The organism is Variovorax sp. FG153 (assembly GCF_057809595.1).
On sequence record NZ_JBMDKG010000068.1, the window covers coordinates 23,007 to 41,011 of the forward strand.

Sequence of the window (18,005 nt, forward strand, 5' to 3'; positions counted from 1 at the left end):
ATGAACACACCCGCCGAACCCGTGCCGCTCGCGCAGTCGCTGCGCGACAAGAGCGCCAACAGCGACCTGGTGCTGATCGTGGACGACGTGCCCGACAACCTCGCGGTACTGCACGACGCGCTCGACGAGTCGGGCTACACGGTGCTGATCGCCACCAACGGCGAGCAGGCCTTGCAGCGCGCCGCGCAGGCGCGGCCCGACATCGTGCTGCTCGACGCGATGATGCCGGGCATCGACGGCTTCGAGGTCGCGCGCCGGCTCAAGGCCGACGGGATGACGTCGCACATTCCGATCGTCTTCATGACCGGCCTGACCGAGACCGAGCACCTGGTGGCCGCGCTCGAGGCCGGCGGCGTGGACTACGTGACCAAGCCGATCAAGCCCAAGGAGGTGCTGGCGCGCATGAACGTGCACCTGCAGGGCGCCCGGCGCGCGCGCCAGGTGGCGCGCCAGGCCGGCCAGGCGCGCAACGCGCTCGACGCCTTCGGCTACGCGAGCATCACGGTGCGGCTGCCCGAGGGCCGGCTGATCTGGCAGACGGCGCTGGCGCGCGACCTGCTGCAGCGCTACTGCGAGACGCGCGCGCCCGAGACCCCGGCCGCCGTGCTCGACTGGCTGCGCAGCCATGCGCCGGCGGCGCGCCAGCGCGGCGTGGAGCCGCCGGCGCTGTCGATCGCGCAGGGCGCCAGCAGCCTCACGCTGCGGCTGCACCAGCAGACCGGGCACGACGACGACGGCGACGAGTGGATGATCATCATGCGCGAGGTGTCCGACACCGCCGTGATCGAGGCCATGAGCCTGAGCCTCAAGCTCACGGCGCGCGAGGCCGAGGTGCTCTACTGGGTGGTCAAGGGCAAGACCAACAAGGACATCGGCGAGATCCTCGGCAGCAGCCCGGCCACGGCCAAGAAGCACCTCGAGCGCGTCTACGTGAAGCTCGGCGTGGAGACGCGCACGGCCGCGGCCGGCGTGGCGATCAAGCGCATCCGCGAGCTGCAGCCGCAGTTCGAGATCTAGCGTTCCAGCGTTCGGGCGGCGGCGTCACGCCGCCGACTTTCCGCCTGCCTAGAATCGCGCGCCGGTTCACCGGAACGCTCGCGATGAAGAACAAGGAACACGCCACCAGAGGGATGCGCATCCGATGGCTGCTGGCCGCCTGCGGCCTGTGGGCCGGCGCGGGCGCGCACGCGGCCGGCCATTTCGACATCGACGATGCCGCCACCCTCGATCCGGGCCAGTGCCAGTACGAGACCTGGTGGGGCCGCACCGGCCCCGAGCCGGTCATCGGCTTCCACCTGGGCCCGGCCTGCCGCATCGGTCCCGTGGAGCTGGGCTTCAACCTCGACCGGCTGTCGACGCTGGGCGTGCGCACGGTCACCGGCGGGCCGCAGATCAAGTGGAATTTCTTCGGCCCGGCGCCCGATGCCACCTGGAGCGCCGCGATCTCGGCCGGCACGGTGTCGGATTTCCGCACCGGCGGCCGCACGGGCGGGCAGCTCGTGGTGCCGGTCAGCTGGCGCCCTACGCCGGAGCTGCAGATCCACGCCAACCTCGGCGCCGACTGGGCGCCCGGCACCGGTCAGCGCACGGCGCGCGGTGGCCTCGCCTGCGAGTGGGCGCTCAACGACACGCTGTCGCTGATCGCCGAGCGCAGCCGGGTCTCGCGGCTGTGGACCTCGCGCGTGGGGGCGCGGGTCAACCTCACGCCGTTGATCAGCCTCGACCTCAGCGCCTCACGGACCGGGCCGCAGGGCGTGCGCGGGGTCGTGATCGGCCTGAACCACGAGTTCAGCTGGAAGTGAGGTTGCGCCGCGCCCGGTGCGCGGCCGCCTTCGCGCGGTTGCCGCACGAGGCCATGCTGCACCAGCGGCGCGAGTGGGTCTTGGTGCGGTCCAGGAACATCAGCGTGCAGGCGTGGCCTTCGCAGGCGCGCACCCATTCGAAACGCTCGTCGCACAGCAGCGCGGCCATGGCGCGCGCGATCGGCTGCAGCAGCTGACCGGGCGCCGAGAAGGGCTCGACGCGGCGCAGCCGCAGGCCGCCGCCCTCGGGGTCGGCCGCGACCTCCACATGGCTGCTGTCCTGCGCGAGCAGGCGGTTCAGGGCCCCGAGCTCGGCCGCCGCCTCCGTGTCGAGCGGCCGGCCCGCATGGCGTTCGGCGAAGTGCCGGAAACCGTCGCGCAGTTCGCGCGCGCGTTGCGCCACCGCATCGAGCGCGGCCACGCCGCCCTTGGCGGCCCGCAGCCGCTCGGCATCGGCCGGCGCGATCAGCTTCGCCGCCAGCAGCCATTGCAGCAGCGCCGCGCCATCGGCCAGCCATTCGACCCGCACGCCGTCGGGCGTGGCAGTGCTGTTGACGAAATCGAGCGCGAGATGGTCGCCGACGAAGGGCGCGGGCATGGGGGCGGCGGTGGTGGTCATGGCGAAACTCCTGGCGCGATGATAACCGTCAAAAAATAGATTGACAGGTTACCCGACCGTGAATAACCTTTAAAAACGTCGTTAGCAGGTTATTCAAGCCCGGGAGTCCCCGGGCGCCGCCATCGGCTTGCAGGAGTCTTCCCATGGTTCGTTTCCACACCGTCGCCGTCGGCGCGCACAAGGTCTTCTATCGCGAGGCCGGCGATCGCTCGCGACCCACCTTGCTGCTGCTGCACGGCTTCCCGAGCTCGTCGCACATGTTCCGCAACCTGATCCCGCTGCTGGCGGACCGCTTCCACATCGTCGCGCCCGACCTGCCGGGCTTCGGCTTCACCGAGTCGCCCGCGCGGCCGGCCTTCGCGTACAGCTTCGACAACCTCGCCAAGGTGATCGAAGGCTTCACCGACGCGCTCGGGCTGCATCGCTACGCGCTCTACGTGTTCGACTACGGCGCGCCCGTGGGCTTCCGGCTCGCGCTGTCGCGGCCCGAGCGGGTGAGCGCGATCGTGTCGCAGAACGGCAATGCCTACGAGCAGGGCCTGAGCGAGGGCTGGAGCGTGCTGCGCACCTATTGGCGCGAGCCGAACGCCGCCAACCGCGAGGCCGTGCGCGCGGCCCAGCTCACGCACGAGGCCACGCGCTGGCAGTACGTGCACGGCACGCCCGATCCGCTGCAGGTGGCGCCCGAGGCCTGGGAACTCGACTGGGCGCTGATGCAGCGGCCCGACAACATCGAGATCCAGCTCGACCTGTTCCTCGACTACGCGAGCAACCTGGCGCTGTATCCGAAGTTCCACGACTACTTCCGCATCCACCGCCCGCCCTTCCTCGCGATCTGGGGCCGCAACGATCCCTTCTTCCTGCCGCCGGGCGCCGAGGCCTTCAAGACCGACAACCCGAACGCGCAGGTGCGCTTCCTCGACACCGGCCACTTCGCGCTCGAGACGCATGCGGCGGAGATCGGCGCGGCGATCGGCGAACTGCTGGGCCGGCTGCCGGCCAAGGGCTGAAGGCTCAGCGCAGGTAGCGTTGCATCCGCTTCTCGTCGTCGGCCAGTTGCTGGCGCATCACCGAGAGGAAGTCGCGCGCGGTCGACGACAGCACCTTGCCGGCCGGCAGCGCGAGGATGCAGGCGAAGAAGATGTCGACCGACAGCTTGCGCGCGACCAGGCCGCGCTCGGCGTAGTCGAGCGCGGTGATCGGATTGACCAGGCCCACGCCGAGCCCGCGCAGCGCCATCTCGCAGACGCTGGCGGCGTAGGGCGTCTGCACCACCATGCGCAGCGCCAGGCTCTTCTGCGCCAGCGCGGCCTCGAGCCGGCGGTGCGAGGGGTCCTCGGGGTTGAGCGCGAGGAAGGGCGCCTCCACCAGCTGCTCGGGCTCGATGCTCCTGAAGCGCGCGAGCGCATGGCCCTGCGGCATCACGACCACGCCCGGGAAATGCGCGAAGGTCGAATGCTCGAGGCCCTCGAGCGAGAGCTCGTCGGCCATCAGGCCGAAGTCGGAGATGCCCATCGAGACCCGGTCGCGCACGTCCTTGGAACTCAGCACCTGCAGCGACACCTGCGGCCAGGCGCTCGCGCCGCGGTGTGCCTTGAAGCGCTCGAGCGCGCGCGGCATGAAGCCCAGGCCGAAGGCCGGATAGCAGCTGAGCTCGAGCTGGTTGGTGCCGAAGTCGCGCAGGCTGCGCACCCGGTGCTCGATCGCGTCCATGCCGATGAACACGCGCTCCACCTCCACCCACAGCGCACGCGCCTCGGGTGTGGGCACCAGCCGCCCGCCGGTGCGCTGGAACAGCTGCATGCCCGCCTGCGTCTCGAGCCGCTTGAGCGACTGGCTGATCGCCGGTTGCGTCACATGCAGCAGCGCCGCGGCCTTGCGCGTGGAACTGCTGCGCATCAGCGCCCGGAAAGTCTCGATCTCCGCAAATCGCATCGATAAGTTCCGTTATCGGTTGAGTATTTTGGGCATTCTGATTTTATTTCCGAACGCATAAGATTCGGCCCGCCATGACACTCCAAGCGCTCGACATCTTGCCCGCCGACCTTTCCTCCGACGCCGCGGACGAGGCCCTCGCGGCCGATGCCGCGCGGCCGTTGCGCAACCCGCAACTGCGCGGCCTCCAGTGCCTGCGCTGCGAGACGCTCTATCCGGTGACCTCGCTCAACGAAGGCTGCCCGGCCTGCCGCAGCATGGGCATGCACATCGGCCTGCGGGCCAGCTACCTGCCGGGCACCGACGCCGGCCTCCCGATGCCCTACCTGCCGGGCTTCACGCTCGGCGAAGGCAGCACGCCGCTGCGCGAACTGCCCGAACTGACGCAGCGCCTCGGCGTGGCGCGGCTGGCGCTCAAGGACGAATCGGTCAACCCGACCGGCTCGCACAAGGACCGCATGACCGCCGTCGGCGTGGCGCAGGCGCTGGAAGCCGGCGCCCACACGCTGGTGCTGGCCTCCTCGGGCAATGCCGCGGTCTCGGCGGCCCACTATGCCTGGGCCGCGGGCCTGTCCTGCGAGGTCGCGGGCTACGAGGGCCTGCCGGCGGCCTACGCGCGCCAGCTCGACGCGCTCGGCGCGCGGCGCTACGCCTTCTCCGACAACGCGGGCCGCTGGGCCTTCGTGCGCGAGCGCGCGCAGCACCCGGGCTACTTCGCGCTCACCAACTACCGGCTGCCCGCGCTGGGCAGCGCGCCGCTCGCGATCGAGGGCTACAAACCGATCGCGGCCGAATGCCTGGCCGAGGGTGGCCTGCCCGACCACATCGTGGTGCCGACCGCGCGCGGCGACCTGGCCTGGGGCATCTACGCGGGCTTTCGCGACCTGCTGGCGGCCGGGCGCATCGCGCGGCTGCCGCGGCTGTGGCTGGTGGAGCCGTTCCCGCGGCTGTCGCGCGTGCTCGCGGGCGGTGCCGTCAACGGCAGCTACCCGGGCCACACGGCGCAGTTCTCGACCGCGGGCGCCACCGTCACCTACCTGCAATGGCAGGCCGCCACCGCCACCGCGGGCGGCGCGGTGGTGGTCAGCGACGACGAGGCGCGCGCCGCGCGCCGGCTGCTGACGGCCGCCGGCGTGAGCGCCGAACTCTGCGCGGCCGCGGGCCTGGGCGCGCTGCGGCAGTTGCGCGACAACGGCCTGGTGGCGGCCGATGCGCACGTGGTGCTGATGCTGACCGCGAGCGCCGCCTGCGATCCGAGCTGGCCCGATCCGTCGGTCTGAGACCGGTTCTTTCTTCCTTCGTCCCTCGTTCACGGAGCACGCGATGCGCCGACGTACCTTCCTTGCCGTTTCATCGGCAGGCGCCCTGCTGGGCGCCACCGGCAACGCCCGGGCGGGCGCCTTTCCCGACCGGCCCGTGAAGCTGGTCGTGCCCTGGGCCGCGGGCGGCAGCACCGATGCCATCGCGCGCGCCATGGCGCAGCGCATGAGCCAGACGCTGGGCCAGTCGGTGATCGTCGACAACCGGCCGGGTGCGGCCGGCCAGATCGGTACCGATGCCGCCGCCAAGGCGCCACCCGACGGCTACACGCTGGTCATCGTCGAGCTGCCGCATGCCATCGCGCCGGCCGTGACCGCGAAGCTGCCCTACGACCTGCTGCGCGACTTCGCGCCGGTGACCATGATCGGCACCTCGCCGCTGGTGCTGTTCGCGGGCATGGACGAGGGCAGCAAGGACTTCCGCAGCTTCATGAAGACGGCCGCCGCGAGCGCCGCGCCGCCCGCGATCGCGCACAGCGGCGCGGGCACCGTGAGCCATCTCGCGGGCGAGCTGCTGGCGCAGCGCTCGAGGATCCGTTTCAACATGGTCCCGTACCGCGGCTCGGCGCCCGCGCTCACCGACGTGGCCGCGGGCACGGTGGCCGGCCATTTCGCGACCCTGGCCAGCGGCTCGAGCCTGGTGAGCGCGCGCCGCATCCGGCCGCTGCTGGTGGCGAGCGCGAAGCGCGTGGATATTCCGGGCCTGCAGGGCGTGCCCGCGCTCGCCGAGAGCGGCCTCGCGGGCATGGAGATCGACCAGTGGTGGGCGCTGGTCGCACCCGCCACCACGCCGCTCGAGGTGGTCGAGAAGCTGCGCGCCGAAGCCGTCGCGGCGCTGGCCCATGCCTCGGTGAAGGAGCGCATGTCGGCGCTCGGCGTGCAGCTGCGCGGCTCGACCACCGGCGAGCTGCGTGCCTTCATGCGCGCCGAGGCCGAGCGCTGGCAGCGCGTGGCGCGCGAGATCGGGCTGCAGCCGCAGTAGCTTCTAGCGGGCGTCGCTGTAGACGGTGGCGCGCGACACGCCCATGTGCGCGGCCGCGATCTCGGCGCCGCGGCGGATCTCGAGAAAGCCTTCCTTCTTGAGTTCCTGCACCAGCTGCTTGCGGTCGGCCGGCTTGAGCGAGCGCGGCGTGGTCGCGCGCGCGGCCGCGAAGGCGTCGATGCGCGCATGGATGCGCTCGGACTGGCCGCTGCCCGGCTCGAGGTGCTCGCGCACCTCGCTGTCGTCGATGCGCGTGAACTGAGACATCGCGCTCTGGAAGCTCTGGAACAGGGTCAGGTCCACGTTCAGGCACAGCGCGGCCACGTACTCGCCGTGCTCGTCCTTGATGCCGATCGAGGTGCTCTTGACCTTGCGGCCGTCGGGAAAGGCATTGGCGTAGTTCGCGATCACGGCCGGGAATTCGGGATCGCGGATGCGCGCGAGCCCGAGCTCGGTGACCGACTGGCCGACCTGCCGGCCGCTCAGGCCGTTCTCGATCGCATGGATCGCGTTCTCGGGATTGCGCAGGTCGTGCACCACCACCTCGCAGAAGGGCGCGAAGGTCTGGCCCAGGCCCTCGGCGATGTGGTCGAGCATCTCGAGCAGGTGCTTGTCGGACTTCTTCTTCATGCGGGTGAATGTATCCAGGTCTGGACGAAGCATCCAAACCGCGCGTCAAAACTGTACAAAAAGTACATTAATGGATATATTGTCTGGAACCGCGGTGCCCTCCGGCGGCCGCCTTCGCGGGCGGCGCGCCGACTTCCCTCTTTTCTTTCTCTGCTCGGAGAAACCCATGAAGAAGATCCGTCTGGCGTTCCCTGTCCTCGTCCTCTCGCTGCTGGCCGCCGGTGCCGGCCCGGCCTCGGCCGACACCCTGCGCAAGCTCGCCGACAGCGGCCGCATCGCGATGGGCGTGCGCGACTCGGGCGCGCCGCTGTCCTATGCGCTCGGCGCGGGCCGCTACACCGGCTACCACGTCGAGCTCTGCGAGCGCGTGATCGCCGGCCTGCGCGAGGCGCAGCGGCTGCCCGCGCTGGCCATCGACTATCAGCCCGTGACCTCGTCGAACCGCATTCCGCTGGTGCGCAACGGCACGGTCGACCTCGAGTGCGGCACCACCACCAACAACGCGGCGCGCCAGAAGGAGGTGGCGTTCGCGCTCACCACCTACGTCACCGAGGTGCGGCTCGCGGTGGCCGCGAAGTCGGGCATCGCCTCGATCGCGCAGCTGCAGGGCAGGACGGTGGTCGTGACCTCGGGCTCGAGCGCGGTGAAGACCGCGCGGCTGCACAAGAAGGCGGCCGGCGTCGAGTTCCAGGAGGTTTACGGCAAGGACACGGGCGACAGCTTCCTCATGCTGCAGACCGGCCGCGCCGACGCCTGGATCGACGACGACAACATCCTCGCGGGCAACATCGCGAGCGCGCGCACGCCGGGCGACTTCCGCATCGCGGGCGAGACCTTCGCGGTGGAGCCGATCGCGATCATGCTGCGGCGCGACGACCCGGCCTTCAAGGCCGCGGTCGATGCCCAGCTGCGCCGGCTGATGGCCGACGGCGAGCTCGCGAAGCTCTACGACAAGTGGTTCGTGCAGCCGATCCCGCCGCGCAACGCGGCGCTGAACCTGCCGATGAGCGCCGCGCTGCGCCAGGCGATCGCGGCGCCGAACGACAACCCCTCCGAGGCCTACCAGGCCCGCTGAATCCATTCATCAAGCAACGAAGGACCCGATCCATGCCGAACACCCCGCACTACATCGACCCCCGCACCGGCCGCACCCACGGCCTGCTCGAGCGCCGCTGGCGCTCCGACGACGGCCATCCGATGATGATCACGCCGCTGCCCGGCATCTCGCGCGACGACATCGACACGCGCGTGCGCTCGCTGTGGCGCTACCGCGCGGCGCTGCCGGTGGCGATCGAGCAGCCCGCGAGCCTGGGCGAGGGCTGCACGCCGCTCGTGCAGAAGCGCTGGGGCGGGCTCGAGCCCTTCTTCAAGCTCGAGTGGTTCAACCCGACCTGCAGCTTCAAGGACCGCGGCGCGGCCGTGATGATGTCCTTCCTGCGCCAGATCGGCGTCGACGCGGTGCTCGAGGACAGCTCGGGCAATGGCGGCGCCGCGATCGCCGCCTCCGGTGCCGCGGCGGGCCTGCGCGTGAAGGTGCTCGCGCCCGCCTACACGCCCGCGCCCAAGGTGGCGCAGATCCGCGCCTTCGGCGCCGAGGTGCAGCTCGTGCCCGGCCCGCGCGAGGCTTCCGAGGAAGAGGCGGTGCGCCAGTCCTCCGAGATCTTCTACGCGAGCCACAACTGGCACCCGTTCTTTCTGCAGGGCACGAAGACGCTGGCCTACGAGCTCTGGGAGGACCTGGGCTTCGAGGCGCCCGACAACGTGATCATTCCGGCCGGCGCGGGCAGCAACGTGCTGGGTTGCCACATCGGCTTCCAGGAGCTGCTGGCGGCCGGGCAGATCCGCCGGCTGCCGCGCATCTTCGTCGCGCAGCCGCTGAACTGCTCGCCGATCGATGCGAGCTTCACGGCCGGTGTCGAGACGCTGGTCGAGCGCGCGGTGGCGCCGACCATCGCCGAGGGCACGGCGATCAAGCGGCCGGTGCGGCTGCGCGAGATCCTGCAGGCGCTGCGCGAGACGCGCGGCGGCACGGTGGCGCTGACCGAGGAACAGATCGCGGCGGCCGTGCGGCGGCTGGCGGCGACGGGGCTCTATGCCGAGCCGACCTCTTCGTCGGCCGCTGCCGCCATCGAACTGCTGGAGCAGCGCGGCGAGATCCGCGCGGGCGAGAAGACGGTGGTGCTGCTGACCGGCACCGGTCTCAAGTCGACGCAGTTCATGACCGAGCTGTTTGCGGGGGCGGTCGGCTGATCGACCGGGCGCCCCGCGCGCAGCGGGGCGCTCGCTTTACCAGCCGTGCAGGCGCGGCCAGGCGCGCAGGCTGCCGTCCTGCGCGAGTGCCTGGTATTCGGGGAACTGGGCACCGGTCGCGCAGGCATGGTTGGGCAGGATGCGCAGCCGCGTGCCGATCGGGAAGCGTTCGACGATGTCCGCGGCCGTGCCGTCCGCCAGCGACAGGATGCCGTGCTCCTGGTTCGCGCCGCTCAGCACATAGCCTTCGATCACGCGGCCCTCGAGGTCGCAGGCCTGGCCGTAGCCGAAGTCGTGCTTCTGCTTCGCAGTGCCGCGGTCGCGGCTCATCGCCATCCAGCCCGCGTCGAGGATGGCCCAGCCCTTCTCGGCCTGGTGGCCGATGACGGTGGCCAGCACGCTCAGCGCGATGTCCTCGGGCGCGCAGACGCCGATGTTGTGCATCACGAGGTCGAAGAACACGTAGACGCCGGCGCGCACCTCGGTCACGCCGTCGAGCCGCGCGGCCGACAGCGCGGTGGGCGTGGAGCCCACGCTGACCACCGCGCAGGGCAGGCCGGCCGCGCGCAGCCGCTCGGCGGCCTGCACGCAGCCCGCGCGCTCCTGCTCGGCCATGGCCGCGAGCGCCTCGGGCGTGTCGAGCTCGTAGCTCGAGCCCGCATGCGTGAGCACGCCCGCGAGCCGCATGCCGCCCTCATGCAGCACGCGCCCGACCTCGAGCAGCGCGGCCTCGCCGGGCTTGATGCCCGAGCGGTGGCCGTCGGTGTCGATCTCGATCAGCACCTCGAAGGCCTCGCCCTGCGCGCGGCCGAAATCGGCGATGGCGCGGGCCGAGGCCAGGCTGTCCGTGATGATCTTCAGCCGGCAGCCCGCGCGCCGCAGCGCGAGCGCCTGCGGCAGCTTGGCCGCGGCCATGCCCACCGCGTAGAGGATGTCGTCGATGCCGTCGGCATGGAACTGCGCCGCCTCCTTGAGCGTGGAGACCGTGATGCCCTGCGCGCCCGCCGCGAGCTGCGCCCGTGCGACCGGCGTGCACTTGCTGGTCTTCACGTGCGGGCGGAAGCGCACGCCCAGCGCGTCCATGCGCTCTTGCATGCGCGCGATGTTGCGCTGCATGCGCGGCAGGTCGATCAGGGCGGCGGGGGTGTCGAGCTCGGCGAGGGAGGGGGTGGTGGTCATGGCGGGGAGGGACGAGGAGGGAATTACCAGGGCCAGGCGATGCGCGTGCCGGTGCCGGTCGCGGCCGCGCGCCGCTGCAGCATGCGCGCCACGGTCAGGTCCTGCAGCGCGAGGCCGGTCATGTCGAACACGGTGATGTCGTCGGCGGCGCGTTCGAAGGCCGCGCGGCCCGAGAGCAGGTCGCCGAGTTCGATGCTGGCGGTGTCGGGTGCCCACTGGGTCTCGCCGATCTGCCGTGCCTGCACGCGGTCGTCGACGACGAGGCGCACGCGCGGCAGCAGGCCGTCGGGCAGCTCGCGCTTGCCGCGCGTGTCGGCGCCCACGCAGTTCAGATGGGTGCCGGGTTGCACGGCCTCCAGGTCGAACAGCGCGCCGGCGCCGGGCGTGGCGGTGATCACGAGGTCGCTGTGGGCCACGGCCTCGTGGCGGTCGGCCGCCGGCGCTATCGCGCAGCGCGCGGCGAAGGCGGCCTCGAAGTTGGCGTCGCGCCCGCCGCGGGCGCTCACATAGCGCACCTCGGCCAGCGCGGGCAGGGTGCGCAGCGCGAACTCGAGCTGCACCCGCGCCTGCACGCCGGTGCCGAAGACGCAGGCGCGCGTGCTGTTGGGCCGCGCGAGCGTGCGCAGGCCCAGCGCGCCGGCCGCGCCGGTGCGCAGCGTGGTGACCGCGTTGCCGTCGATCAGGCATTGCGGCCGGCCGGTCAGCGGGTCGATCAGCAGGATCGTGGCCTGGTGGGGCTCGCCGCCGCGCGCGCGGTTGGCCGGCCAGAAGCCCGCGGCCTTGAAGCCGAGCAGCCCCTGCGCGGGCACGTCGCCCGACTTGATGCCGAACACGCCGCCGCTGGCCAGCGGCTCGCGCACCACCGGAAACACCCGGCCCTCGCGCGCGCTGTGCAGCACGAAGGCCTCGCGCACGGCCTCGAGCACGTCCTCGGGAGCGAGCAGGGCGTCGACCTGGTGCCGGTCGAGCAGCAGCAGCGAGGCGTCGGCGGGCGACGATGGAGCTTCATTCATCTGGAAATATTATCCAATTCCAGACGAAAAGTAAAATGCAAGGAAGGCGGCCGGCCGCCGCGGGCTTCAGCGTCCGGTCTGTACCTTGATGCGGATGCTGCGGATCTCCCAGCCGCGGTTGCGCAGCCGGGTCACGAGCATCGGTGCCAGCTGGCGCAGCTTGGCGGCCGCGGCGCTGCCCTTGACCAGCAGGCACCATTCGTCGCCCTCGGCCGGGCCGGCCTGGATGGCGGGGCGCATCAGCGGCGGGATCAATTCCTCGACCGCGCGCAGCCGGTCGCCGGCGTCGCGCGCACGGGCGATCAGGCTCGCCAGCGTGGGCGAATCCTCGGCCGCCTGCTGCAGCGTGAACGGGGGCGTGGAACGGCGATTCATTCGTAATTCTGTGGGTGAAACAAGACAGCTAAAATGCCCGGCTTGCCGGCGGTCCCGCCGGGAAAATCGTTCAAACCCGATAACCCGACTACCCGATAACCGGCACGGGCTTCCGGCTTCGAAGGCTTGCTTTTGAAGGCGGTGCGCCCAACTGCTCTCACCATATCTTAGGGAATCCGGTCGCAGTGCCTGTCGTGTCAGGTGCCCGCCCACCTCCACCCATGGCCACCAACTTCCTGACCCAGATCTTCGGCAGTCGCAACGATCGGCTGCTCAAGCAGTACCGCAAGACGGTGGCGCGCATCAACGCGCTCGAACCCGAATTCGAAAAACTGAGCGACGACGCGCTGCGCGCCAAGACCCAGGAATTCAAGGACCGCATCGCCAAGGGCGAGAGCCTCGACGACCTGCTGCCCGAAGCCTTCGCCACCGTGCGCGAGGGCTCCAAGCGCGTGATGAAGATGCGCCACTTCGACGTCCAGCTGCTCGGCGGCATGGCGCTGCACAACGGCAAGATCTCCGAAATGCGCACCGGCGAAGGCAAGACGCTGACCGCCACGCTGCCGGTGTACCTGAACGCGCTGTCGGGCCAGGGCGTGCACGTGGTGACGGTCAACGACTACCTGGCCAACCGCGACGCGACCTGGATGGGCCGCCTCTACAACTTCCTCGGCCTCACGGTCGGCATCAACCTGCCGCAGATGCCGCGCGAGGAGAAGCAGGCCGCCTACGGCAGCGACATCACCTACGGCACCAACAACGAGTACGGCTTCGACTACCTGCGCGACAACATGGTCTACGAGCCCGGCGACCGGGTTCAGCGCAAGCTGAACTACGCGATCGTCGACGAGGTGGACTCGATCCTGATCGACGAGGCCCGCACGCCGCTGATCATCAGCGGCCAGGCCGAGGACCACACCGACCTGTACCTCGCGATCAACAAGGTGGTGCCGCTGCTCAAGAAGCAGGAAGGCGAAGCCGACCCGCGCACCGGCGAGGGCGTCACGGTGCCCGGCGACTTCACGGTCGACGAGAAGACGCACCAGGTGTTCCTGACCGAGGACGGCCACGAGAACGCCGAGCGCATCCTCGGCGAATTCAAGCTGCTGCCCGAGGGCGCCTCGCTCTACGACCCGGCCAACATCACGCTGATGCACCACCTGAACGCGGCGCTGCGTGCCCGTCACCTCTACCACCGCGACCAGCACTACGTGGTGCAGCAGGGCGAGGTGGTGATCGTCGACGAGTTCACCGGCCGCCTGATGACCGGGCGCCGCTGGAGCGACGGCCTGCACCAGGCCGTGGAAGCCAAGGAAGGCGTGGAGATCCAGGCCGAGAACCAGACCCTGGCCTCGATCACCTTCCAGAACTACTTCCGCCTGTACGGCAAGCTCGCCGGCATGACCGGCACGGCCGACACCGAGGCCTACGAATTCCAGGAGATCTACGGCCTGGAAACCATGATCATCCCGCCGAACCGCGTGAGCAAGCGCGACGACCAGCTCGACCGCGTCTACAAGACCACGCGCGAGAAGTACGAGGCGGCGATCCAGGACATCCGCGAGTGCTACGAGCGCGGCCAGCCGGTGCTGGTGGGCACCTCCTCGATCGAGAACTCCGAGATCATCGACGGCCTGCTCACGCAGGCGGGCCTGCCGCACCAGGTGCTCAACGCCAAGCAGCATGCGCGCGAGGCCGACATCGTGGCGCAGGCCGGCCGCACCAAGATGATCACGATCGCGACCAACATGGCCGGCCGCGGTACCGACATCGTGCTGGGCGGCAACATCGAGAAGATGATCGAGGCGGTCGAGGCCGACGAGGGCCGCGACGAGGCCGCGAAGAAGGCCGACATCGAGCACATCCGCGCCGAGTGGAACAACGACCACGAGTTCGTGAAGTCGCTCGGCGGCCTGCGCATCATCGCCACCGAGCGCCACGAGTCGCGCCGCATCGACAACCAGCTGCGCGGCCGTTCGGGCCGCCAGGGCGACCCGGGCTCCTCGCGCTTCTACCTGAGCCTGGACGATCCGCTGATGCGCATCTTCGCGGGCGACCGCGTGAAGGCGATCATGGACCGCCTGAAGATGCCCGACGGCGAAGCCATCGAGGCCGGCATCGTCACGCGCAGCATCGAGAGCGCGCAGCGCAAGGTCGAGGCGCGCAACTTCGACATCCGCAAGCAGCTGCTCGAGTACGACGACGTGTCGAACGACCAGCGCAAGGTGATCTACCAGCAGCGCAACGACATCCTCGACGCCGGCGACCTCGGCGCCCAGATCGCGGCGCTGCGCGAAGGCTGCTTCACCGACCTGGTGCGCCAGTACGTGCCGGCCGAGTCGGTGGAAGAGCAGTGGGACATCCCGGCGCTCGAGCAGGCCCTGTTCAACGAGTGGGGCATCGACATGCCGCTCGCGAAGATCGTCGAGGGCTCCGAGGCCATCTCCGACGAGGACATCGTCGAGAAGGTGGTGCAGGCCGCCAACGAGACCTTCGACGCCAAGGTCGCGCTGATCGGCGCCGAGAACTTCACGCAGTTCGAGCGCATGGTGCTGCTGCAGAGCATCGACACCCACTGGCGCGAGCACCTGGCCTCGCTCGACTACCTGCGCCAGGGCATCCACCTGCGCGGCTATGCGCAGAAGCAGCCCAAGCAGGAATACAAGCGCGAGGCCTTCGAGTTGTTCGGCCAGTTGCTCGACTCGGTCAAGAACGAGGTCACGCGCCAGCTCATGACGGTGCGCGTGCAGTCGAGCGAGCAGCTCGACCAGGCGGCCGAGGCGATGGAGAACCGCGGCGAGAACGTCTCGAACATCACCTATTCGGCGCCCACCGAGACCGGCGAGGTCGAGGTGCGCGTCGACGAGGAAAGCCAGCGCCGCATCGCGGCCGCGGGCCTGGGCACGCTGAGCGCCGAGGCGGCCGCCTTCGCGCGCGTCGGCCGCAACGACCCGTGCCCCTGCGGCAGTGGCAAGAAATATAAACATTGCCACGGCAAACTCAGCTGACCCGCAACTCCGAAGAGATACCGCCATGCCCGTGAACCTGTCCGCTCCCGATCCCGCCGCCTTGTTCGCGGTCCCCGGCGTCCGCATCGGCGTGGCCGAAGCGGGCGTGCGCAAGGCCAACCGCAAGGACCTGACGGTCGTGCTGATCGACGAAGGCGCCGCGGTCGGCGGCGTGTTCACGCAGAACCGCTTCTGCGCCGCGCCGGTGCAGGTCTGCCGCGACCACCTCGCGGCCGGCCACGGCATCCGCGCGATGCTGATCAACACCGGCAATGCCAACGCCGGCACCGGCGAGGACGGCCTGGCGCGCACCCGCGCCACCTGCATCGCGCTGGCGCGCCAGCTCGACCTGGCGCCCGAGCAGATCCTGCCGTTCTCGACCGGCGTGATCATGGAGCCGCTGCCGATCGACCGCATCGAGGCCGGCCTGCCCGCCGCGCTGGCCGATGCCGCCGATAACCACTGGGCCCGTGCCGCCGAAGGCATCATGACCACCGACACCGTGCCCAAGGCCTTCAGCCGCCAGGTGCGGATCGGCGGCGCCACGGTCAGCGTCACCGGCATCAGCAAGGGCGCCGGCATGATCCGCCCGAACATGGCGACCATGCTGGGCTTCATGGCCACCGACGCGAAGATCGACCCGGCGCTGATCCAGCCGCTGGCCAAGCAACTGGCCGACGCTTCGTTCAACCGCGTGACCATCGACGGCGACACCTCGACCAACGATTCCTTCGTGGTCATCGCCACGCAGAAGGCCGCGCACGCGACCATCACCTCGCTCGATTCGGCCGAGGGTCAGGCGCTCGTGGCCGCGATGCAGGACGTGGCGCGCCTGCTCGCGCAGGCCATCGTGCGCGACGGCGAAGGCGCGACCAAGTTCATCGCGGTGCAGATCGACGGCGGGCGCGATGCCGCCGAATGCCGCCAGGTGGCCTATGCGATCGCGCATTCGCCGCTGGTCAAGACCGCCTTCTATGCCAGCGACCCGAACCTCGGCCGCATCCTCGCGGCCGTGGGCTACGCGGGCATCGCCGACCTCGACCAGACCGGCATCGACCTGTTCCTCGACGACGTGCACGTGGCGGTCAAGGGCGGCCGCAACCCGGCCTACCGCGAGGAGGACGGCCAGCGCGTGATGAAGCAAAGCGAGATCACGGTGCGCGTGAACCTCGGCCGCGGCAATGCCAGCGAAACCGTCTGGACCTGCGACTTCAGCCACGACTACGTGTCGATCAACGCCGACTACAGGTCCTGATTTTTCGATGAACGAGCAGTTCCAGAGACTGATCGAGCGCGCCGAGCAGCTCATCAACCGCATCGAATCGATCCTGCCCCAGCCGCTGGCCGAGCCGGCCGACTGGAACGCTTCCATTGCCTGGCGCTACCGCCGCCGCAGCTCGGGCCATGGCGTGCTCGAGCCGGTCAGGCACGTGGCCGCGATGGCGCTCGATTCGCTCAAGGAAATCGACGTCCAGAAGGACAAGATCGAGCGCAACACGCGCCAGTTCGTCGAGGGCAAGCCGGCCAACAACGTGCTGCTGACCGGCGCGCGCGGCACCGGCAAGTCCTCGCTGATCCGCGCCTGCCTGCAGGCCTACGCGCCGCAGGGCCTGCGCCTGATCGAGGTCGACAAGGCCGAGCTCACCGACCTGCCCGACATCGTCGAGGTGGTCTCGCAGCGGCCCGAGAAGTTCATCGTCTTCAGCGACGACCTGAGCTTCGACGAGGGCGAGCCGGGCTACAAGGCGCTCAAGTCGATCCTTGACGGCTCGGTCGCCGCGGCCACGCCCAATGTGCTGATCTACGCGACCAGCAACCGGCGCCATCTGCTGCCCGAGTACATGAAGGACAACCTCAGCTACACCCACACCGAAGATGGCGAGGTCCATCCGGGCGAGGTGATCGAGGAGAAGATCTCGCTGTCGGAGCGCTTCGGCCTCTGGGTCAGCTTCTACCCGTTCAGCCAGAACGAGTACCTCACCATCGTGGCCCAGTGGCTGTCCTCGTTCGGTGTCGATGCCGCCGCGATCGAGGCCGCGCGGCCCGAGGCGCTGGTCTGGGCGCTCGAGCGCGGTTCGCGCAGTGGTCGCGTGGCCTACCAGTTCGCGCGCGATTACGCGGGACGGGCCGGCGCATGAGCACGGAGCCGGGTCAGCCGCGCAAGCACACCGAGGTCGCGGTCGGCGTGCTGATCCGCACGGCCGACGATGCGCTGCTGCTGTCGACCCGTCCGCCCGGCAAGCCCTATGCGGGCTACTGGGAGTTTCCGGGCGGCAAGATCGAGGCCGGCGAGACGGTCGAGGAGGCGTTGCGGCGCGAGCTGCAGGAAGAGCTCGGCATCACCATCGACGGCGCCACGGTCTGGAAGGTGACCGAGCACGACTACCCGCATGCGCTGGTGCGCCTGCACTGGTGCAAGGTCACGGCCTGGCACGGCGACTTCGAGATGCGCGAAGGCCAGCAGATGGCCTGGCAGCACCTGCCGCTGGACGTGGCGCCGGTGCTGCCCGGCGCGCTGCCAGTGCTCGAATGGCTGGTGCAGGAGCGCGGCCTGCCCGCGTCGGCGGCCCAGGCCGTATCGACCCTGGCCTGAGTGCCGCGGCGTGGCGATGCCTGCGCCGCCCCCAGGACCCCGGCGGCGCGCGCCGCGGGCCTGAGCGAAGAACGAACAAGAGACGGATGCATCCCAAGTACCGCCCCGACATCGATGGCCTGCGTGCCGTGGCCGTGGCCTCGGTGGTGGTGTACCACGCCTTTCCGAAGGCGCTGCCCGGCGGTTTCGTGGGGGTGGACCTCTTCTTCGTGATCTCGGGCTTCCTGATCACGACCATCATTCTTCAAAGCCAGGCCGCGGGCGACTTCAGCTACCGCGACTTCTACGCACGGCGCGTGC

The 18,005-nt window shown here is 70.1% G+C and carries 18 protein-coding genes; 12 read left to right on the top strand and 6 right to left on the bottom strand.

What is annotated here, in order from left to right:
* Both ACODT0_RS39550 and ACODT0_RS39555 read left to right on the top strand, forming a co-directional pair.
* Positions 1-1,017, top strand: coding sequence for a response regulator (locus ACODT0_RS39550; protein ID WP_489043815.1), 1,017 nt, complete (start codon positions 1-3; stop codon positions 1,015-1,017).
* An 83-nt stretch (positions 1,018-1,100) separates the two neighbouring features.
* Positions 1,101-1,802, top strand: a complete 702-nt coding sequence (locus ACODT0_RS39555; protein WP_489043816.1) for a hypothetical protein — start codon at positions 1,101-1,103, stop codon at positions 1,800-1,802.
* On the opposite strand, the gene ACODT0_RS39560 is transcribed toward ACODT0_RS39555, so the two are convergent.
* Complete coding sequence (locus ACODT0_RS39560; protein WP_057591404.1) at positions 1,789-2,421, bottom strand: CGNR zinc finger domain-containing protein; 633 nt, start codon at positions 2,419-2,421, stop codon at positions 1,789-1,791. The two genes, ACODT0_RS39555 and ACODT0_RS39560, sit on opposite strands and share 14 nt — an antisense overlap.
* A gap of 143 nt (positions 2,422-2,564) precedes the next feature.
* Between ACODT0_RS39560 and ACODT0_RS39565 the strand changes: the two genes are divergently transcribed.
* Positions 2,565-3,431: an alpha/beta fold hydrolase gene (locus ACODT0_RS39565; protein WP_489043817.1), complete on the top strand. Its 867-nt coding sequence runs from the start codon at positions 2,565-2,567 to the stop codon at positions 3,429-3,431.
* Between the two features lie 4 nt (positions 3,432-3,435).
* Here ACODT0_RS39565 and ACODT0_RS39570 read toward each other — a convergent pair whose 3' ends face one another.
* Positions 3,436-4,356, bottom strand: a complete 921-nt coding sequence (locus tag ACODT0_RS39570; protein WP_057591406.1) for a LysR substrate-binding domain-containing protein — start codon at positions 4,354-4,356, stop codon at positions 3,436-3,438.
* A gap of 74 nt (positions 4,357-4,430) precedes the next feature.
* On the opposite strand from ACODT0_RS39570, the gene ACODT0_RS39575 reads away from it, so the two are divergent.
* Positions 4,431-5,636: a pyridoxal-phosphate dependent enzyme gene (locus tag ACODT0_RS39575; protein WP_489043818.1), complete on the top strand. Its 1,206-nt coding sequence runs from the start codon at positions 4,431-4,433 to the stop codon at positions 5,634-5,636.
* A 43-nt stretch (positions 5,637-5,679) separates the two neighbouring features.
* Complete coding sequence (locus ACODT0_RS39580) at positions 5,680-6,657, top strand: Bug family tripartite tricarboxylate transporter substrate binding protein (RefSeq protein ID WP_489043819.1); 978 nt, start codon at positions 5,680-5,682, stop codon at positions 6,655-6,657.
* 3 nt (positions 6,658-6,660) lie between these two features.
* Here the strand turns inward: ACODT0_RS39580 and ACODT0_RS39585 are convergent, their stop codons facing one another.
* Positions 6,661-7,287: a helix-turn-helix transcriptional regulator gene (locus ACODT0_RS39585; RefSeq protein ID WP_093341052.1), complete on the bottom strand. Its 627-nt coding sequence runs from the start codon at positions 7,285-7,287 to the stop codon at positions 6,661-6,663.
* Positions 7,288-7,453: 166 nt separating this feature from the next.
* On the opposite strand from ACODT0_RS39585, the gene ACODT0_RS39590 reads away from it, so the two are divergent.
* Positions 7,454-8,362, top strand: a complete 909-nt coding sequence (locus ACODT0_RS39590; RefSeq protein ID WP_057591409.1) for an amino acid ABC transporter substrate-binding protein — start codon at positions 7,454-7,456, stop codon at positions 8,360-8,362.
* A 32-nt stretch (positions 8,363-8,394) separates the two neighbouring features.
* Positions 8,395-9,537, top strand: coding sequence for a threonine synthase (locus tag ACODT0_RS39595; protein WP_422096019.1), 1,143 nt, complete (start codon positions 8,395-8,397; stop codon positions 9,535-9,537).
* A 36-nt stretch (positions 9,538-9,573) separates the two neighbouring features.
* Here the strand turns inward: ACODT0_RS39595 and ACODT0_RS39600 are convergent, their stop codons facing one another.
* The 3 genes from ACODT0_RS39600 to ACODT0_RS39610 all read right to left on the bottom strand — a co-directional run bounded on the left by ACODT0_RS39600 (position 9,574) and on the right by ACODT0_RS39610 (position 12,104).
* Positions 9,574-10,716, bottom strand: a complete 1,143-nt coding sequence (locus ACODT0_RS39600) for a DSD1 family PLP-dependent enzyme (protein ID WP_489043820.1) — start codon at positions 10,714-10,716, stop codon at positions 9,574-9,576.
* Between the two features lie 23 nt (positions 10,717-10,739).
* On the bottom strand, positions 10,740-11,729 hold the full coding sequence (locus tag ACODT0_RS39605; RefSeq protein WP_489043821.1) for an ornithine cyclodeaminase family protein: 990 nt from the start codon (positions 11,727-11,729) through the stop codon (positions 10,740-10,742).
* Between the two features lie 66 nt (positions 11,730-11,795).
* Positions 11,796-12,104 (bottom strand): hypothetical protein, encoded by a 309-nt coding sequence (locus ACODT0_RS39610; RefSeq protein ID WP_057592112.1) that lies wholly within the window; start codon positions 12,102-12,104, stop codon positions 11,796-11,798.
* A 221-nt stretch (positions 12,105-12,325) separates the two neighbouring features.
* Between ACODT0_RS39610 and secA the strand changes: the two genes are divergently transcribed.
* The 5 genes from secA to ACODT0_RS39635 all read left to right on the top strand — a co-directional run.
* On the top strand, positions 12,326-15,112 hold the full coding sequence (secA, locus tag ACODT0_RS39615; protein WP_261214034.1) for a preprotein translocase subunit SecA: 2,787 nt from the start codon (positions 12,326-12,328) through the stop codon (positions 15,110-15,112).
* Positions 15,113-15,137: 25 nt separating this feature from the next.
* Positions 15,138-16,367, top strand: a complete 1,230-nt coding sequence (gene argJ / locus ACODT0_RS39620) for a bifunctional glutamate N-acetyltransferase/amino-acid acetyltransferase ArgJ (RefSeq protein WP_413762464.1) — start codon at positions 15,138-15,140, stop codon at positions 16,365-16,367.
* Positions 16,368-16,374: 7 nt separating this feature from the next.
* Positions 16,375-17,250: an ATP-binding protein gene (locus tag ACODT0_RS39625; RefSeq protein WP_057592109.1), complete on the top strand. Its 876-nt coding sequence runs from the start codon at positions 16,375-16,377 to the stop codon at positions 17,248-17,250.
* Positions 17,247-17,705: an NUDIX domain-containing protein gene (locus tag ACODT0_RS39630; RefSeq protein WP_261214030.1), complete on the top strand. Its 459-nt coding sequence runs from the start codon at positions 17,247-17,249 to the stop codon at positions 17,703-17,705. Before ACODT0_RS39625 ends, ACODT0_RS39630 begins: the two co-directional genes overlap by 4 nt.
* An 86-nt stretch (positions 17,706-17,791) precedes the next feature.
* Positions 17,792-18,005: acyltransferase family protein (locus ACODT0_RS39635; protein WP_489043822.1), on the top strand; the 214-nt coding region annotated here is incomplete at its 3' end.

Excerpts from the sequence above, each read along its gene's own strand:
- ACODT0_RS39550 (WP_489043815.1), top strand. The coding sequence starts at position 1 with ATGAACACACCCGCCGAACCCGTGCCGCTCGCGCAGTCGCTGCGCGAC.
- ACODT0_RS39555 (WP_489043816.1), top strand. The coding sequence starts at position 1,101 with ATGAAGAACAAGGAACACGCCACCAGAGGGATGCGCATCCGATGGCTG.
- ACODT0_RS39560 (WP_057591404.1), bottom strand. The coding sequence starts at position 2,421 with ATGACCACCACCGCCGCCCCCATGCCCGCGCCCTTCGTCGGCGACCAT.
- ACODT0_RS39565 (WP_489043817.1), top strand. The coding sequence starts at position 2,565 with ATGGTTCGTTTCCACACCGTCGCCGTCGGCGCGCACAAGGTCTTCTAT.
- ACODT0_RS39570 (WP_057591406.1), bottom strand. The coding sequence starts at position 4,356 with ATGCGATTTGCGGAGATCGAGACTTTCCGGGCGCTGATGCGCAGCAGT.
- ACODT0_RS39575 (WP_489043818.1), top strand. The coding sequence starts at position 4,431 with ATGACACTCCAAGCGCTCGACATCTTGCCCGCCGACCTTTCCTCCGAC.
- ACODT0_RS39580 (WP_489043819.1), top strand. The coding sequence starts at position 5,680 with ATGCGCCGACGTACCTTCCTTGCCGTTTCATCGGCAGGCGCCCTGCTG.
- ACODT0_RS39585 (WP_093341052.1), bottom strand. The coding sequence starts at position 7,287 with ATGAAGAAGAAGTCCGACAAGCACCTGCTCGAGATGCTCGACCACATC.
- ACODT0_RS39590 (WP_057591409.1), top strand. The coding sequence starts at position 7,454 with ATGAAGAAGATCCGTCTGGCGTTCCCTGTCCTCGTCCTCTCGCTGCTG.
- ACODT0_RS39595 (WP_422096019.1), top strand. The coding sequence starts at position 8,395 with ATGCCGAACACCCCGCACTACATCGACCCCCGCACCGGCCGCACCCAC.
- ACODT0_RS39600 (WP_489043820.1), bottom strand. The coding sequence starts at position 10,716 with ATGACCACCACCCCCTCCCTCGCCGAGCTCGACACCCCCGCCGCCCTG.
- ACODT0_RS39605 (WP_489043821.1), bottom strand. The coding sequence starts at position 11,729 with ATGAATGAAGCTCCATCGTCGCCCGCCGACGCCTCGCTGCTGCTGCTC.
- ACODT0_RS39610 (WP_057592112.1), bottom strand. The coding sequence starts at position 12,104 with ATGAATCGCCGTTCCACGCCCCCGTTCACGCTGCAGCAGGCGGCCGAG.
- secA (WP_261214034.1), top strand. The coding sequence starts at position 12,326 with ATGGCCACCAACTTCCTGACCCAGATCTTCGGCAGTCGCAACGATCGG.
- argJ (WP_413762464.1), top strand. The coding sequence starts at position 15,138 with ATGCCCGTGAACCTGTCCGCTCCCGATCCCGCCGCCTTGTTCGCGGTC.
- ACODT0_RS39625 (WP_057592109.1), top strand. The coding sequence starts at position 16,375 with ATGAACGAGCAGTTCCAGAGACTGATCGAGCGCGCCGAGCAGCTCATC.
- ACODT0_RS39630 (WP_261214030.1), top strand. The coding sequence starts at position 17,247 with ATGAGCACGGAGCCGGGTCAGCCGCGCAAGCACACCGAGGTCGCGGTC.